Genomic DNA, 15,237 nt, shown 5'->3' on the forward strand with positions numbered 1-15,237 from the left:
GGTCAGGCCGCCTTTCCGTCGGTATTCCAGAAGTGGGTCAGCACGACGACCGGCCGGAAGGTCATGCGCGCGTGCACACCCGCCTCGGTCACGACCGCCTCCCAATCGGAAGCCGAACTGCGCCGGTCGATTTCGAAGACCGGCAGCCCGATCTGCCGCAGCATGCCGGGTGCGTACTGGCTGAAGGTGTGGATCATCGAGTTGTATTCGCCGAGCCCGCCGCGGGTATTGGCCACGATCAGCAGCGGCAGGTGATAGGCCGTGTTGAAGGTGGTGAGCGCGGTCAGCGCATTGCCGAATCCGTTGTCCTGCATGACGATCGCGCCGAGCTTGCCGGTCAGCGGCAGTGCGCCGAGCACCCCGGCGGCTTCTTCCTCTCGGGACAGCGGGAAGACGGTCCGCGAGCGGCCGTCCGCGCCGCCGCTGGATGCCACGAGGGCGGAAATGACGGGCGCGACGCTCACGGACGGGACATATCCGACCAGATCGACCCCCGCCGACCAGATGCCCCGGGCGATCGACGCCGCATACGAAGTTGGGTCCACAGCATGTCCTTTCACCGGACCTGACTGCCGAGTGATGGTTCACTAGGCCACTGCAACATACTAATAGTGATGAGTAGCATGCAACTGTTTGGCAGCAAAGATTCAGAAAGGTGACATGAGAGTGCGTGCGGGGTGCCCTACTCGCCTTCGAGCGCGGAAATCGCGACCCAGCGCCGCCATTCGGCGACCAGCCCGCGCTCATTGCCGGTGCTGTGCGCGACCAGCAGATCGCCGGAGCGCACCAGATGCCGGCGCATGGCACGCTCGGCCGCGACGCCGTCACGCGCGAGCAGGGCGTCGAGGATCTCCTTGTGATCGTGCAGCGCCACCTCGACCGGCTGATACTGCGGCACGCTGTGCCGCCCATCCAGGCTCAGCGTCTGGCGCAGTTCGCGAACGGCCTTGACCAGCCGCTGATTTCCGCTGGCCTGCAGAATGAGATCGTGCAATCGCTCATCGGCGGCGAAGTATTCGGCGCCGCCGTCGGCCAGCTGCTCCATGATTCGGTACTCGGTGAGCATGGCCGCGTCGTCACGACTGGTCATCACCGCGGCGGCGCTGCGGCAGGCGGGCGGCTCCAGCAGGATGCGCATGCTGCACAGGTCCACAATGCCGCGCCCGTCCTGGCCGACCACACGCGCACCGCGATTGCGCTCGATCCGCACCAGGCCCAGATCGGCCAGCTTCAGCAGTGCCTCGCGGACGGGAGTGCGTGAGGCGCCGAACATTTCGCCGAGCTCGCGGGAGGAGTAGAGCACGCCCCGTGCCAACCGGCCCTGCCGGATCGCATCGCGAATATCTTCGGCGATTCGCTCGGACTTGCTGTCAGCTGGCACATCCTGCGACACGAGACCTCTTCAGGGGGAACCGGGGCGAACAACGGCAATTCGCCCGCGGCGGGTTGCCACGGGCGATTGCCCAGCCTAATCGTTGCCCGCGCGAACGCCTACGTGCCCACGCCGGATGCCGGTTCGGGCCCGGCCGTCATCACCGGTGCTCGCCGAACGCGGGCCGCCAGTCCTGCCAGCACCGCGAAGGCGGCGATATTGGCGAAGATCATGACGCCCATCGACAGCGAGGTGTCACCGTGTGAGGCGTCCTGAATCCAGCCGAAGGCATACGGGCTGACAAATCCGGCCGCATTGCCGAGGGAATTGATCAGGGCGATGCCGCTGGCCGCGCCGACGCCCGCGAGATAGCCGGTCGGCACCGACCAGAACAGTGGCTTCGCTGTCTGGGCCGCCATGGTGGCCACCGTGATGGCGGCGAAAGCAATTGCCGCCGTGTGCAGTTCGACCGCGGTCAGCAGAAAGGCGGCCACCGATACGGCGAGGGCGATCAGTACCGGCCGGGACGACGCCGTGCCCCGGACCCTGCGGCCGGTGAGGTACATGCAGATCGCGGCCAGCAGGAACGGCACGGCCGAAAGCCAGCCGATCTGAAAGCTGCTCAGCCCGTGCCCGGCCTGTTTGATCACCGAGGGCATCCAGTAGGTGAGCGGATACGCCCCGCACAGCAGCAGGAAGTAGGCCGCGCACAGGGCGATCACCCGCTTGTCCCGCAGCGCGGCGCGGTGCCCGGCGGGTGCGGCGCTCGCCCGTTCCGCGTCCTCGGCCTCCAGAATGGCGGCGAGCGCGGCCTTTTCGCCGTCGGTCAGCCAGCGCGCCACGGCGGGCGTTTCGGTGAGCACGAAGAAGAACACCGCACCCAGCACGATCGCGGGTACGCCGCCGACCACGAACACCCAGCGCCACCCCGAGAGTCCCAGCGTGCCGTCGAAGGTATCCAGAATCCAGCCGTTGAGCGGCCCGCCGATCACGCTCGCCACCGGGATGGCGACCATGACCGTCGAAATCACCCGGGTGCGTTCGGAATTGGGGTACCAGCGGCTGAGATAGACGATGATGCCGGGGAAGAACCCGGCCTCGGCCACGCCGAGCAGAAACCGCAGTACGCACACCGTCGCGAGGTTCGGCGCGAATGCGGTCGCCGCCGCGATCAGCCCCCAGGTCACCAGGATTCGGCTCAGCCACATCCGCGCCCCGACCTTGGTCATGACGATATTGCTCGGCACCTCGGCCAGGATGTAGCCGACGAAGAAGATGCCCGCGACAAACCCGTACTGGGTGGCGCTGAGCCCGAAGGCCTTATCCATGCCGAACTTGGCGAACCCGATATTGATTCGATCGATATAGCTGACGATGTAGCCGACCATCAGCAGTGGGACCAGTCGTACCGTCACCTTCCGCAGGGCGCTCGCCCGCAGTAGTAAATCCTCGGACCGAGGACCGACACTGTCCATTTTTCCTCCACATGGACCCAGACGGCACACCACCCAATGTTGTGGCATGCCCTATTGCGTGAGTAGCATGCTACTCACGCTGTGACGGGGACCACAAGGGGGAAAATCATCGGCTCAGCGGGGCAGGGTCCACACCAGGGCCATGGTGAACGGATGCCCGCGCAGGTCCGCCCACTTGGGTTTGATCGCCAGCCAGGCATCGTCCACCAGTGCCTCGGTGGCCTGCGTGAGCTGCCACCCTGCGGCCACACCTGCCGTCACGTGCGCGCTGAGCAGGTGCAGGTGGGTGCTGATGGCCAGCGGCTCACCGGATTCGGCGGTGTAGTGCGTGGGCATGCCGGTCACCATCATGAACTGCGGGTGATAGCTGACCAGGACGAAGGCGGCGCCGGGTGCGGCCACCCGGCGTGCCTCGGCATAGAACGGCGTCAGATCGGGCAGATGCTCGTCGATGAGTGAGGAGATCACCAGATCGTATGCGCCGCTTGTCAATCCACTCTCACGCACATCGCCCTGGGTGAGGGTCGTGTGCGCGCCGCGGGTGCGGGCGCGGGCCAGCATGCCCGCGCTCAGATCCACCCCGTCGATATGCGTGACACCTCGTGTGCGCAACCAGGCACCGGTGCGTCCGGTGCCGCATCCGAGGTCGGCGGCGCGGCGTACCCCGCTCCAGTTCAGTCGCACCCGGTCCAGCAGTGCGAGATCCATGTCGTCCATGACGGTCTGTTCGTAGGTGGCGGCCCAGCCGTCGTATCCGGTGGGGACGTCGACGGTGCGGTAGTTGCGGCGATCGAAGTCGGCGAAGCTCGGCATGTGGGCGAGTATCGCGGGTGAACATGGGGGCCGGCCAGCCATTTTCCTGCTGTCGGGCCGGGGGTTCAATCAATGATTGAAATACTGATTGAGACGTGATTCACTGCTGGCATGGTCGAGAAGGTCGGGGCGGGAACCCGGGAGCGGTTGCTTGCCGCCGCCGAGCGGATGCTGCTGGTCGAGCCGTACGACGAGGTGTCGGTGCGGGGGATCTGCGCGGCGGCCGGGGCGAATCCGGCTGCGGTGCACTATCACTTCGGGTCGAAGGAGGCCCTGGTCGGCGCGCTCATCGAGGATCGGCTGGGCCCGCTGTGGGTCAGCGGGCTGGCGGATGCGACGGCGGGCCGGGATTCGGTGCCCGCGGTGGTCGACGCGATTCTGGGGCCGTTCGTCGAACTGGTCTCGGATCCCTTGGGCCGCATGCATGTTCGGCTGCTGGCCCGCTTCGTACTGAGCCGGCAACTGACGTCCTGGCAGGGACCGTGGTTCCGGATGGACACCTGGGCCGCGCTGCTGCCGGAGCTCAGTGCCAGTGAGAGCCGCCGCCGCTGGGCCCTGGCCTTCGACCTGATCATTATGCGTTTCGGCAGCCCTGAGATCGACGAGCACGGAATATCCGAGCGGGCCCTGGCGACACTGCGCGATTTTGTGGTGGCCGGGCTGACCGCGCCGGTAGGAGAACGAGCATGAACGAGATATTCGCACCGGCCACGCTGGGGCCGGTCACCTTGCGCAACAGGGTGATCAAGGCCGCGACCTTCGAGGGCCGCACGCCCGAGGCCCTGGTGACCGATGAGCTGATCGACTTCCACCGGGAGGTGGCCGCCGGCGGTGTGGGCATGACCACCGTCGCCTACTGCGCCGTGGCCCCGGGCGGTCGCACCGATCGGCATCAGATCTGGATGCGCCCGGAAGCCGTTGCGGGACTGCGGAAACTGACCGATGCGGTCCACGCCGAGGGCGCTGCGGTCAGCGCGCAGATCGGCCATGCCGGGCCGGTGGCCAATGCGGCGTCCAATCGGGTGCCGGCGCTCGCACCCAGCCCGTTGTTCAGCCCGCTGAGCATGAGCGCCATGAAGGTCCCCGATGAGCACGAGATCAAGGAGCTGGTGGGTGCGCATGCGAATGCGGCCCGGCTGGCGGTCGAGGCCGGATTCGATGCGGTGGAAATCCACTTCGGGCACAACTATCTGGTCAGCTCGTTCCTGAGCCCGCTGCTCAACCGGCGCAAGGACCGCTACGGCGGGTCGACCGCCAACCGGGCCCGTCTGGCCCGCGAAATCGCCTGTGCGGTCAGGGAAGCCGTGGGCGACCGGATCGCGGTGACCGCCAAGCTCAATATGGAGGACGGCCGACGCGGCGGGCTCACCGTCCCGGAATCGCTGCAGGTGGCCGCATGGCTGGAGGCCGACGGCGCCCTGGACGCGCTGGAATTGACCGCGGGCAGCTCACTGCTCAATCCCATGCTGCTCTTCCACGGTGATGTGCCGCGGCGCTCCTTCGCGAATGCCCTTCCGGGACCGGCCCGCTGGGGCTTCAAGGTGGTGGGCCGGGCGTTCCTCAAGGAGTACCCCTACCGGGAGGCGTTCCTGCTGGAGCGCGCGCGTCAGTTCCGCCGGGAACTGGCCATGCCGCTGATCCTGCTGGGCGGCATTACGAATATGGACACCATGCGCACCGCCATGGCCGAGGGCTTCGACTTCGTCGCCATGGGTCGTGCCCTGCTGCGCGAACCGAACCTGTTGCACCGCATCCGATCCGACGAGGACACCCGGTCCGCGTGTGTGCACTGCAATGAGTGCATGCCCACCATCTACACCGGAACCCGCTGCATCTACCGCCCGGACCGCGCCCCCGAGCCGATCGAGCTCACCCTCGATCGCCGCTACTGAACGGTCACCGCGACAAGGGGAGTGGTGGTCGGCTGGTCGGAGCCGCCCGCGGGTTCGACCGAGAGTGCGATGCCCTGCGCATGATCGAGGCGCATGAGCATGGGCGCGCGGTCGGTCGGCAGGCTGGTGACAATGCCCGCCGACTTCGGTTGCCCGCCCTCCGGCAGCAGCCAGAGCTGATAGGTGTGATCGGCCGGAGCCGCCGGAACGGCCGCGAAAGACACTGTGGCGGCATCCAATTCACGGGAGGCATTGACGGTGACGGTGCCGCCGCCGGTGAGTTCTTCGGTCGCGGCGCGGGTATCGGAGTGCGTGAGCACCTGCGAGGCGGTGACCGCCCCGGAATCGGTGGAGCCACTGCGGTGCACGGCGATGGTCGTGCCGAGTGCGATCGCGACGACCACCGCGGCGGCCGCGATCCAGCGCAGTGTCACGGCGCGGCGCCGGCGCAAAGGTATGGCTTGTGTTGCGCCGGTGCCGGATTCGGCGATCTGCCGGTCGAGCGCGCGCTGCAGTGCCGCCTCGAGTTCGGGCGGTGCGGGCCGCGCGTCGACGACCGTCATGGACGCCATGGCCTCGCGGATATCCCGCACCGTGGCCCGGAAGTCGGCCGCGACGGGTTCGTCGGCGCGGCTCAATCGCTGTTCGACCTCCTCGCGCTCGGTATCGGCGAGCGCGTCGAGAGCGTAGGGAATCGCCAGTTCGAGCAGGTCGGCGTGCTGGTTCTCAGACATCGGTCACCGCTCCCGTCAAACAGTTCTGCAGCCGCTTGAGGCCGTCGCGAATGCGCGTCTTGACGGTCGAGAGGGGTATGCCCAGATGTTCGGCCACCTGAGGATAGGTGCGCCCGCCGTAGTAGGCGAGCGCGAGGGTTTCGCGCTGGGTGTTCGTCAGGGTGCCGAGGCAGTCGACCACCGCGCGCTCGTCCGAGCGCTGGCCGACCGTCTCCGCGACGACATCGTGGTCGCGGCCGAGTTCGCGATGGCCGTACGCGATATCGCGAGTGTAGGAACGGGTTTCGGTGCGTACCCGATCGACGGCGCGCCGATGGGTGAGCATCATCAACCATCCGATCGGGCTGGCCAGCCGCTGATCGTATTGCGCCGCGGTGTTCCAGACGTAGAGGTAGACCTCCTGGGTGATCTCCTCCGCCGCGTTCTCCCGGCGCAGCACCCGCAGCGCCAAACCGAAAACACGGTCGTGGGTCGACCGATAGAACTGCGTGAAGGCCGCGCGATCGCCCGTCGCGATACCGGCCAGCAGTTCGGCCAGCCGATCCGCGACATCCGGCCCTGCCGCGGGTCTGGTCGCCGGACAGGCCGGTCCCGATTCGCGCTCGGCATCGTCGGTGTGCACCGACTCGAAGCGCTGCTGGTCCGCCATTTCTGCGAGCCTAGTGTGATCGCGCACGATGTGGGGGCCATGGCAGGAAATAGGCCGTACGCTGCTGGTATTCGCGATACCCGGGGCGTTGGCCCATATACCGTTCGAGCAGGCGCGCTCCGGTGCCCTGGATCAGGACATAGGACATGAGCAGGGGAGCGAAGATCGTGAGCGCCCCCGGCCACGCGCTCGCGGCAATGAGCCACAGACCCCACCAGACCGCGAAATCACCGAAGTAATTCGGATGCCGGGTCCACGCCCACAGCCCCCGATCCATGACGGTGCCCCGATTGGCGGGGTCGGCCCGGAACCGTTTCAACTGCAGATCGCCGATGGCTTCGAACAGGAAGCCGAGCAGCCATACGGCAATGCCCGCGGCCGCGGCGAACCGGCCGAAACCAGCGGTCGGACCGGCGGTGGCCGATACCTGCAGGGGCACGGAGATCACCCATTGCGAGAGCCCCTGGGTAAGGAAGATCCGGCGCAGCGCAATCGCGGGCGTGTGGCCGTGCCGATCGAGCAATTGCGTATAGCGGGGGTCCTCGCCGTGTCCCGCCGTCTTGCGGTGCAGATGCCAGCTGAGCCGCAGCCCCCACACGGTGACCAGCCCGAGCAGGAGCAGCCGGCGATCGAGTGCGCCGTCGCCGAACAGGGCCGCCACGAGAGCGACGAGTACGAAGCCGAGACTCCACACCACGTCGACGATGTTGTACCTGCCGATGCGCCGGGCGATGGCGAAGGTGACGCCCTGGAGGACGGCGAGTACCAGCAGGCTCAGTAGTGCGATGGTCATCGCTGCTCCTCGGGACGGTCCAGCACGAAATGCCGCACATCGAGATAGCGCGAGCGAAATCCGGCCTCGGAGTAGGCGAGATAGAACTGCCACAGCCGCCGGAACCGCGCGTCGAAGCCCAGTGACTCGATATCGGCGGCGCGGCTGTCGAAGCGTTCCCGCCACAGCCGCAGGGTTTCCGCGTAGTGCGGTCCGAAACCGTGTTGTGCGCGCACCCGCAGCCGGGTGTGCTGTGCGGCAGTGCTTTCGATGGCCTCGGCCGAGGGCAGGAAGCCGCCGGGGAAGATGTACTTCTGGATCCAGGTGTAGGTCCGGCGGGTGGCGAGCATGCGATCGTGCGGCATGGTGATGGCCTGCAGGGCAATTCGCCCGCCCGGTGCGAGCAGCCGGTCCAGGCATGCGAAGTAGGTGGGCCAGTGGCGGTAGCCGACCGCCTCGATCATCTCCACCGAGACGATGGCATCGTAGACGCCCCGGACATCGCGGTAATCCTGCAATTCGACGCAGACCGATTCCGCATACCCGGCAGCCGCGACGCGCACCCGCGCGAGTTCCTGCTGCCGCGCCGACAGCGTCACCGAATGCACGAGCGCTCCGCGTGCGGCGGCCCGCACACACAATTCGCCCCAGCCCGTGCCGATTTCGAGCACCCGGCTCCCGGCGCGCACCCCGGCCGCGTCCAGCAGCCGGTCGATCTTGTGCTGCTGCGCCGCCGCCAGCCGCTCCCACGGCACCGGCCCGGCCGCGAGTTCGGCGTCGTCGAACAGCGCGGCGGAGTAGGTCATCGTGTCGTCCAGGAACAGATGGAACAGCTCGTTGGACAGATCGTAGTGGTGCTCGATATTGGTGCGCGCATTGTCCGCCGTGCCCAGTTCTCCGGCGGGCGGCGTCGGCAGTGCGGCCCGGAAGCGTTGCAGCGGACGGGGAATCAGCCGGGTGAGTTCGGTCGCGAGCACATGCAGTACGGCCGCCGGATCCGGCGCGGTCCATTCGCCGGCCGTATACGACTCGCCGAAACCGATGAGCCCCTGACTGCCGACCCGGGCGAAGAACGCGGCCGGATCGCGAATGATCATGCGCGGCAGGGGCTCGGTCTCGGCGCGCGTGCCCAGGAGCGTCCCGTCGGGGAGTTCGACCCGCAGCGGCAGTTGCGCCACCGCGCGCCGGAAGAGTAGGGACGCACCCGCACCCAGCAGCCGCGCGCGCAGCCCGGCGGGCACCGGTGGTTGCAGGGCGTCGGTGGTGGAGTCGAGGCAGGAACTGGTCACAGTGCTGTCCTTCGGGAAGATTCGGCGAGTGGCCGGGGAGAGATCGGCAGTCCGCGCGCCCACAGGGAAATGCCGTGTCTGCGAATGCGGGTCGCGATGAGCCAGGGAGCGAGCGGGGCGCGCCACTGGGCGCGCAAGACGGTGCGCGGTGTGACCGGCACGCGGTGGCCGGACACCGAGGCGGTGAACGGCGCCCGGCGGTCGCGCAGCAGCGTGATCCGCAGCGCCAGCCCGTCACCGGGTTCGGGCAGTCGCAGCAGGTATCGCCCGTCGACGTCGTTGAAGGGCGAGACGTAGAACCGCTTGTCCACGCTGGCGCGGCCGAGATCGTCGGGCCGCACCAGATAGGCGTGCCGTTCGCCATAGGTGTTGTGCACTTCGGCTATGACACAGCGCAATTCGCCGTCGGCGTCGTGGCACCAGAACACGGTCAGCGGATCGAAGACATAGCCGAACATGCGCGCGTTCATGAGCGCGGTGATCCGCCCGCCCGTGCAGTCCACGCCGTGGCGGGCGAGGTAGTCGTCGAGCCGGGCCCGCAGGTCATCGCTCCCGCCGTCGTGCCGCACCGCGCCCGCATAGCCGTGCGCGTCGATCTCGCCGCGCGTCGGCGCGAGATGATCGGCGGCGTGGAACGAGGCGAAGGGGCGCAACGGGATCGGCAGCACCGGCGGGTTCTCGACATCGAAAAACCAGCTGTAGCCGCGATATTCGAATTCGTGATGCACGGGTTCCTTGCGTACGTGCCGAATTCGCGTGAAATACAGCGCGGGCTCGCGCGCGGTGCTCACCGTGCACCCACCGCGTCCGCCGCCTGCCCGCGCAGGTGCACCGGCCACCAGCCGCCGAGCCGTTCGGCCGCGCGCAGCCCGGACAGGGCGCCGTCCTCGTGGAATCCCCAGCCGTGATAGGCCCCGGCGAATGTCAGCCGGTCGCTGTCGATTTCGGGCAGCCGGGCCTGAGCGGCCACCGATTCGGGCGTGTATATCGGGTGCTCATAAGTCATTCGGGCGATGAGATGCGCCGGATCCACCAGATGCGCACCGCCCAGGGTGACCAGGAATCGGCGATCGGCGACGTGGTCGAGCCCCATCAGCCGGGTGATGTCATAGGTGACGACAACACCCTCGGCGCCGCCGGTGTCCTGCGGCACCAGATAGTTCCAGGACGCCCGCGCCCGCGGCGCCGTCGGCAGCAGCGATTCATCGGTATGCAGCTGCGCGGGATTGAGCGAGTACGGCATGGCGCCGAGCACGGCGGCGGTGAGCGGCGACGGATCGGCGAGCAGGGCCAGGGCCTGCTGCGGATGGGTGGCCAGCACGGCGGCGTCGAAGCGGCGGATGCCCGAGCGATCGCCGATCAAGACGTGGTCCCCGCGTTCGGCGACCGTGAGCACCGGCGTGCCGGTGCGGACCTCGTCCAGCGTCGCGGCGATCTTCTCCACATAGCGCGCCGAACCGCCGACGACGGTGCGCCAGGCGGGGGAGTCGTAGACGCTGAGCATGCCGTGGTGGTCGAGGAAGCGGAACAGGTACTGGGCCGGGTACTGCGTGGCGGTGCCCGGATCGCACGACCACACCGCGGCCACCAGCGGCGTCATGAAGTATTCGGTGAAGTACCGGCTGAATCTGTGCTCCCGGAGGAACTCCGCGAGGGTGAGATCGCAGCCCTCCTGCCGCAATAACTCTCGCGCCGCACGGTGGAAACGCCGGATTTCGGTGAGCATGCGCAGATAGCGGGGCTTGCGCAGCATGCGCGCCGTCGGGAACAGGCCACCGAGCCCCTTCGCCCCCGCGTATTCGAGGCCGAGGGCGTCCGCACGCACCGACATCGACATATCGGTCTCCCGGGTCGGCACCCCGAGTTCCTCGAACAGTCGCAGCAGGGTCGGATAGGTGCGGTCGTTGTGCACGAGAAATCCGGAGTCGACCCGGACCCGCTTGCCGGGCGCGTACTCCACCTCATGGGTGTGCGCATGCCCGCCGAGCCGGGAATCTCGTTCGTACAGGGTCACCCGATCGTGCTTGGCCAGCACATATGCCGCGGTGAGCCCGGCTACTCCGCTACCGATCACGGCGATATTCCGTCTTGGGTGCATACCTCGATTTCGACATGCCCCCCTGCCCGGTTTGGCCGCGGCGGCACGAGTTTCGCGGGCGTCCGCCACGGGCCGTTTTCGAAGAAGTTTCCGATTCGACCAAACCGGTGGGCAGGTCAGGGCGAAACCCAGTACGTGGTCATCGGATACGGGTGAGCACCGGGGCTCGAGCCGCCCCGCCTGTAGAAGGTCACCGGCCGACCGAATCCCACCCCGATCTTCGGCCGGTGACCGGCGGCGGGGGCCGTCCAACACATCCGAAGGAACAAACTCATGAAGCTGATACAGCGTTCTGTTGTCGTGGCGATCGCCCTCGTCGCGACCACCGCGGGCGTCACCGCCTGTTCGAGCGATAAATCCGACTCCGGCAGCGCCTCGACCACCTCCATGGCCGGTGCGACCACCAGCGCGGCCAGTGCCGCGAACCTGGTCGGCCCCGGCTGCAAGGACTACGCGCAGCAGGTGCCCACCGGCGCCGGCTCCGTGAGCGGTATGGCCCAGGATCCGGTGGCCGTCGCGGCCTCCAACAACCCGCTGCTCAAGACCCTGGTGTCGGCGGTGTCCGGACAGCTCAACCCGCAGGTGAATCTCGTCGACACCCTCGACGGCGGGCAGTTCACCGTCTTCGCTCCGGTGGACGCGGCCTTCGCCAAGGTGCCCGCGGCCACGGTCGATTCGCTGAAGACCGATGCGCCCACCTTGACCAAGATCCTCACCTATCACGTGGTGCCCGGGCAGATCTCGCCCGACAGCATCGCCGGCACCCACAAGACCGTCGAGGGCGCCGACGTGATGGTCACCCGCACCGGTGACGACATCAAAGTCGGTGGCGCATCGGTCATCTGCGGTGGTGTGAAGACCGCGAACGCGACGGTCTATCTGATCGACAGCGTCCTCATGCCGCCCTCCTGAGCGGGGACGAGCACCATGGTCGCCCACGTCCACCACGTCGTCAGGAGGCGAGAGGCAGATGTCGAAGCCACGAATCCCGTTCGTCCCGGCCGGATCTGGAGGAATACCGCAGGTGCCAGCGTGACGGAGGAAGAGAATTCGACCGTTGTCCCGCTGTTCCGGGACTTCGACGGGGAAATGTCGTCGGGCCCGTCGTGTCCCAGCCGGGGACACGAGCGGGACCACGAACTGGCTCGCCGCCTGGCCGCGCTGGTGGCCGCGGTGGGCGCGGGTGATCGTGCCGCGTTCACCCAGCTGTACCGGCTGACCAGCCATCGCGTATTCGGTCTCGCACTGCGCATGTCGCGCAATCGCGCGACGGCCGAGGAGGTCACCCAGGAGGTGTACCTGCAGGCGTGGTCGCTGGCGTCGCGCTACGACGAGCGGATGTCGAGTCCGATGGGGTGGCTCATGATGCTCACCCATCGGCGGACGGTCGATCGCATCCGCGTGGAGAGCGCCGCCGCCGGCCGCGATTTGGCCTACGGCCAACTGCATTTGGGCCGCGACCACGATGTGGTCGCGGAGACGGTCGAGCAGCGATTCGAGGAGCGCGCGGTGGTGCACTGCCTCGGCACGCTGACCCCGCTGCAGCGCGAAACCATCGAGCTGGCCTACTACGGCGGCCGCACCTACACCGAAGTGGCCGAACATCTCGGCACCCCGGTGCCCACCGTGAAAACCCGGATCCGCGACGGCCTCAAACGCCTGGCGGCCTGTCTGACAGGAGGTGACCTGTGATGAGCATTGTCGAGCATCCGGATATGGAACTGCTCGAACTCGCCTATCCGTATGCGATGGACGCCGTGACCGATCATGAACGCGGCGATATCGAACTGCGGCGCACCCGCGCCGATCGGGTGACCGTGGCCGAGTTCGACGCGACCGTGTCCGCGGTGCGGGAGAGCATGGCCGAGCTCAGCATTGTCGACGCCTACCCGGCGCCGAAGCATGTGGAGGACCGGCTCATGCGCGCCCTCGATCGGGTGCTTCAGGGCACCCGGGACGAGAGCGGGCCGCAGCGAGCCGGTGGTTTCGCGAGATTCTCGAGACTCGAGTGGCTCGCCGCCGCGGCGGTACTCGTGGTGGCGATCGGCATGGGCTTCGGCCTGGTCGCCTATCGCAGCACCGACCGGCCCGGTATCACCGCGGCGATGATCGATCAGCAATCCGATGTGTCGATCCGCACCGTCCAGGTCTCGGCCGGCGGCGAACTCGAGATACACACTTCCGCAACACTTTCCGCGGCTTCGATCCGCTTCCTCCGGGTTCCGCCGCCGCCGGGCGCCCGCGCCTATCAGGTGTGGCTGGTACCGCTGGGCGGCCAGGCCCGCTCCGTCGCCGTCGTCGACTCGCTGCCGGGCGGTCCGGTGGTGACCACCTTCCGATCGGTGGACACCCTGGCCGTCACCGTCGAACCGGCGGGCGGCTCACCACTGCCGACCACCACCCCGATCGCCAGTCTCAATCTCGTCACCTGAGCGGCGATCGGCCCGGAACGAGAGCCGAAGCGATGACCGCACCGAGCAGTACCTCCTTTGCGCCCCAGCAGAATTCACCGATCACGCGGCGGCACTGGATACGGGGCGCGGTGGCGGGCCTGCTCGCCGCGGCACTGGTGCTGGGTGTCGGCCAGCTCGTCGCGGTGTTCATCGATCCGGCGTCCTCGCCCTTCTTCGTCCTCGGCGCGACCATGGTCGATCACACGCCACATACCCTGAAGGACGCGGCGATTCGCCGTTTCGGCAGCAATGACAAACTGGCGCTGTTCATTTCGATGTCCGCTGTCATGGCGCTCGGCGCGGCGCTGGCGGGCATGGTCGAGCGCCGCCGCCCGCTGGGCACCGTGCTGTTACTGCTGCTGGGCGGCGTGACGGTGCTCGCCGCGCTGCAGAGGCCAACGGCGACAGTATGGTTCGTGCTTCCGACCGTGGTGGGCATCGCCGCCGGAATCGTGGCCCTGCGACTGCTGGTGGCAGGCACACCGTCCCTGCGCACTCCCGAACCCGCGGATATGACGCGCCGCCGATTCCTGGTGTCCGCGGTGAGCGTCGGCGCGCTCGCCGTGGGCACCGTCGCGGCGGCCCGCTGGCTGGGCGCACATCTGCGCGATGTTGTCGCGGACCGGGCCCGCTTCCTCCTGCCGAAACCGCTCCGATCCGCACCCGCGGTGCCGCCGGACGCACAGCCCCGGGTCGCTGGCCTGACCTCGTTCATCACCTCCGAGGATCGGTTCTACCGGGTCGACACCGCCCTGCAGCTGCCCGCGCTCACCAGCGCCGACTGGCGGCTGCGGATTCACGGAATGACCGATCGCACCGTGGAATTGGATATCGATGGGCTGCGCCGGCGCACCGCGGTGGAGCGGATCCTCACACTCACCTGCGTATCCAACGAGGTGGGCGGTGAGCTCGCCGGAACCGCGCGCTGGCTGGGCTATCCGCTCGCCGACCTGCTCGCCGAGGCGGGCGTGCATCCCGACGCCGATATGCTGCTCTCGCACAGCATCGACGGATTCACCGCCGGCACACCGCTGTCCGCCGTACTCGACGGCCGCGACGCGCTGCTGGCCATCGGCATGAACGGTGTGCCGCTGCCGATCGCGCACGGATATCCCGCGCGACTGATCGTTCCGGGCCTGTACGGATACGTCTCCGCCACGAAATGGGTAGTGGACCTGGAGGTTACCCGTTTCGACCGGGCCAGCGCCTACTGGACCGATCGCGGCTGGGCCGCTCGCGCGCCCATCAAGACCGCCTCCCGCATCGATGTGCCCGCCGCCTTCGCGACCGTCCCCGCGGGTGTGGTGACCGTCGCGGGTGTGGCCTGGGCGCAGCAGCGCGGTATCGCGGGTATCGAAGTGCAGGTGGATGATCAGCCCTGGCAGCCCGCGACGCTCGCCGCCGAATACTCCATCGACACCTGGCGGCAGTGGACCTGGCAGTGGACGGCCGGCCCGGGTACCCACACGCTCCGTGTGCGCGCTACCGACCGGACCGGGCAGCTGCAGGCCGAACAGCGCACGCCGCCCTTCCCGAGCGGGTCCACCGGCTGGCATAACCGGGTGGTCAGCGTCCGATGAGGGCCGCTCCCTAGGTATTTCCGTTTTAATCGAGCCGGACCGCCCGTGGCGACCGGCCCGATTCTTGCTGCAGCAGTGAATAAATCGGCCCCATTTGCCCGAATTGACTG

The 15,237-nt window shown here is 67.9% G+C and carries 16 protein-coding genes; 6 read left to right on the forward strand and 10 right to left on the reverse strand.

What is annotated here, in order from left to right; translation table 11 throughout:
• Positions 1-2: 2 nt before the first annotated feature.
• The 4 genes from OG326_RS19400 to OG326_RS19415 form a co-directional block, all read right to left on the reverse strand.
• Positions 3-545 carry a thiamine pyrophosphate-binding protein gene (locus OG326_RS19400; RefSeq protein WP_327146057.1) on the reverse strand — a complete coding sequence of 181 codons (543 nt, stop codon included), beginning with the start codon at positions 543-545 and terminating at the stop codon, positions 3-5.
• 137 nt (positions 546-682) lie between these two features.
• Positions 683-1,393, reverse strand: a complete 711-nt coding sequence (locus OG326_RS19405) for a GntR family transcriptional regulator (RefSeq protein ID WP_327146058.1) — start codon at positions 1,391-1,393, stop codon at positions 683-685.
• A 98-nt stretch (positions 1,394-1,491) separates the two neighbouring features.
• Positions 1,492-2,847 carry an MFS transporter gene (locus tag OG326_RS19410; protein ID WP_327146059.1) on the reverse strand — a complete coding sequence of 452 codons (1,356 nt, stop codon included), beginning with the start codon at positions 2,845-2,847 and terminating at the stop codon, positions 1,492-1,494.
• A 114-nt stretch (positions 2,848-2,961) separates the two neighbouring features.
• The gene (locus OG326_RS19415) at positions 2,962-3,660 is read right to left on the reverse strand and encodes a class I SAM-dependent DNA methyltransferase (protein ID WP_327146060.1); all 699 of its coding nucleotides are present in this window, start codon (positions 3,658-3,660) and stop codon (positions 2,962-2,964) included.
• 111 nt (positions 3,661-3,771) lie between these two features.
• On the opposite strand from OG326_RS19415, the gene OG326_RS19420 reads away from it, so the two are divergent.
• On the forward strand, positions 3,772-4,350 hold the full coding sequence (locus OG326_RS19420) for a TetR/AcrR family transcriptional regulator (RefSeq protein WP_327146061.1): 579 nt from the start codon (positions 3,772-3,774) through the stop codon (positions 4,348-4,350).
• Entirely contained in the window at positions 4,347-5,552 is a 1,206-nt protein-coding gene (locus tag OG326_RS19425) for an NADH:flavin oxidoreductase (RefSeq protein WP_327146062.1), read from the forward strand. The genes OG326_RS19420 and OG326_RS19425 overlap by 4 nt, the downstream gene beginning before the upstream one ends.
• Here OG326_RS19425 and OG326_RS19430 read toward each other — a convergent pair.
• The 6 genes from OG326_RS19430 to OG326_RS19455 are packed head-to-tail and all read right to left on the reverse strand — an operon-like array spanning position 5,546 to position 11,094.
• Entirely contained in the window at positions 5,546-6,286 is a 741-nt protein-coding gene (locus OG326_RS19430) for an anti-sigma factor (RefSeq protein WP_327146063.1), read from the reverse strand. The two genes, OG326_RS19425 and OG326_RS19430, sit on opposite strands and share 7 nt — an antisense overlap.
• Complete coding sequence (sigK, locus tag OG326_RS19435; RefSeq protein WP_327146064.1) at positions 6,279-6,935, reverse strand: ECF RNA polymerase sigma factor SigK; 657 nt, start codon at positions 6,933-6,935, stop codon at positions 6,279-6,281. The genes OG326_RS19430 and sigK (OG326_RS19435) overlap by 8 nt, the downstream gene beginning before the upstream one ends.
• A gap of 10 nt (positions 6,936-6,945) precedes the next feature.
• Positions 6,946-7,728: a DUF1295 domain-containing protein gene (locus OG326_RS19440; RefSeq protein WP_327146065.1), complete on the reverse strand. Its 783-nt coding sequence runs from the start codon at positions 7,726-7,728 to the stop codon at positions 6,946-6,948.
• The gene (locus OG326_RS19445; protein ID WP_442790977.1) at positions 7,725-8,996 is read right to left on the reverse strand and encodes a class I SAM-dependent methyltransferase; all 1,272 of its coding nucleotides are present in this window, start codon (positions 8,994-8,996) and stop codon (positions 7,725-7,727) included. The genes OG326_RS19440 and OG326_RS19445 overlap by 4 nt, the downstream gene beginning before the upstream one ends.
• Positions 8,993-9,787: a DUF1365 domain-containing protein gene (locus OG326_RS19450; protein WP_327146066.1), complete on the reverse strand. Its 795-nt coding sequence runs from the start codon at positions 9,785-9,787 to the stop codon at positions 8,993-8,995. Before OG326_RS19450 ends, OG326_RS19445 begins: the two co-directional genes overlap by 4 nt.
• Positions 9,784-11,094 (reverse strand): NAD(P)/FAD-dependent oxidoreductase, encoded by a 1,311-nt coding sequence (locus OG326_RS19455; RefSeq protein WP_327146067.1) that lies wholly within the window; start codon positions 11,092-11,094, stop codon positions 9,784-9,786. Before OG326_RS19455 ends, OG326_RS19450 begins: the two co-directional genes overlap by 4 nt.
• Positions 11,095-11,367: 273 nt before the next feature.
• Here OG326_RS19455 and OG326_RS19460 point away from each other — a divergent pair, with 273 nt between their 5' ends.
• The 4 genes from OG326_RS19460 to OG326_RS19475 all read left to right on the forward strand — a co-directional run bounded on the left by OG326_RS19460 (position 11,368) and on the right by OG326_RS19475 (position 15,127).
• Complete coding sequence (locus tag OG326_RS19460) at positions 11,368-12,006, forward strand: fasciclin domain-containing protein (RefSeq protein ID WP_327146068.1); 639 nt, start codon at positions 11,368-11,370, stop codon at positions 12,004-12,006.
• Between the two features lie 120 nt (positions 12,007-12,126).
• On the forward strand, positions 12,127-12,786 hold the full coding sequence (gene sigK / locus OG326_RS19465) for an ECF RNA polymerase sigma factor SigK (RefSeq protein ID WP_442790978.1): 660 nt from the start codon (positions 12,127-12,129) through the stop codon (positions 12,784-12,786).
• Positions 12,786-13,526: an anti-sigma factor gene (locus OG326_RS19470; RefSeq protein ID WP_327146069.1), complete on the forward strand. Its 741-nt coding sequence runs from the start codon at positions 12,786-12,788 to the stop codon at positions 13,524-13,526. Before sigK (OG326_RS19465) ends, OG326_RS19470 begins: the two co-directional genes overlap by 1 nt.
• A 32-nt stretch (positions 13,527-13,558) precedes the next feature.
• Positions 13,559-15,127 (forward strand): molybdopterin-dependent oxidoreductase, encoded by a 1,569-nt coding sequence (locus tag OG326_RS19475; protein ID WP_327146070.1) that lies wholly within the window; start codon positions 13,559-13,561, stop codon positions 15,125-15,127.
• Positions 15,128-15,237: the final 110 nt, after the last annotated feature.

The sequence above is a fragment of the Nocardia sp. NBC_01327 genome (assembly GCF_035958815.1).
Lineage (GTDB): Bacteria > Actinomycetota > Actinomycetes > Mycobacteriales > Mycobacteriaceae > Nocardia.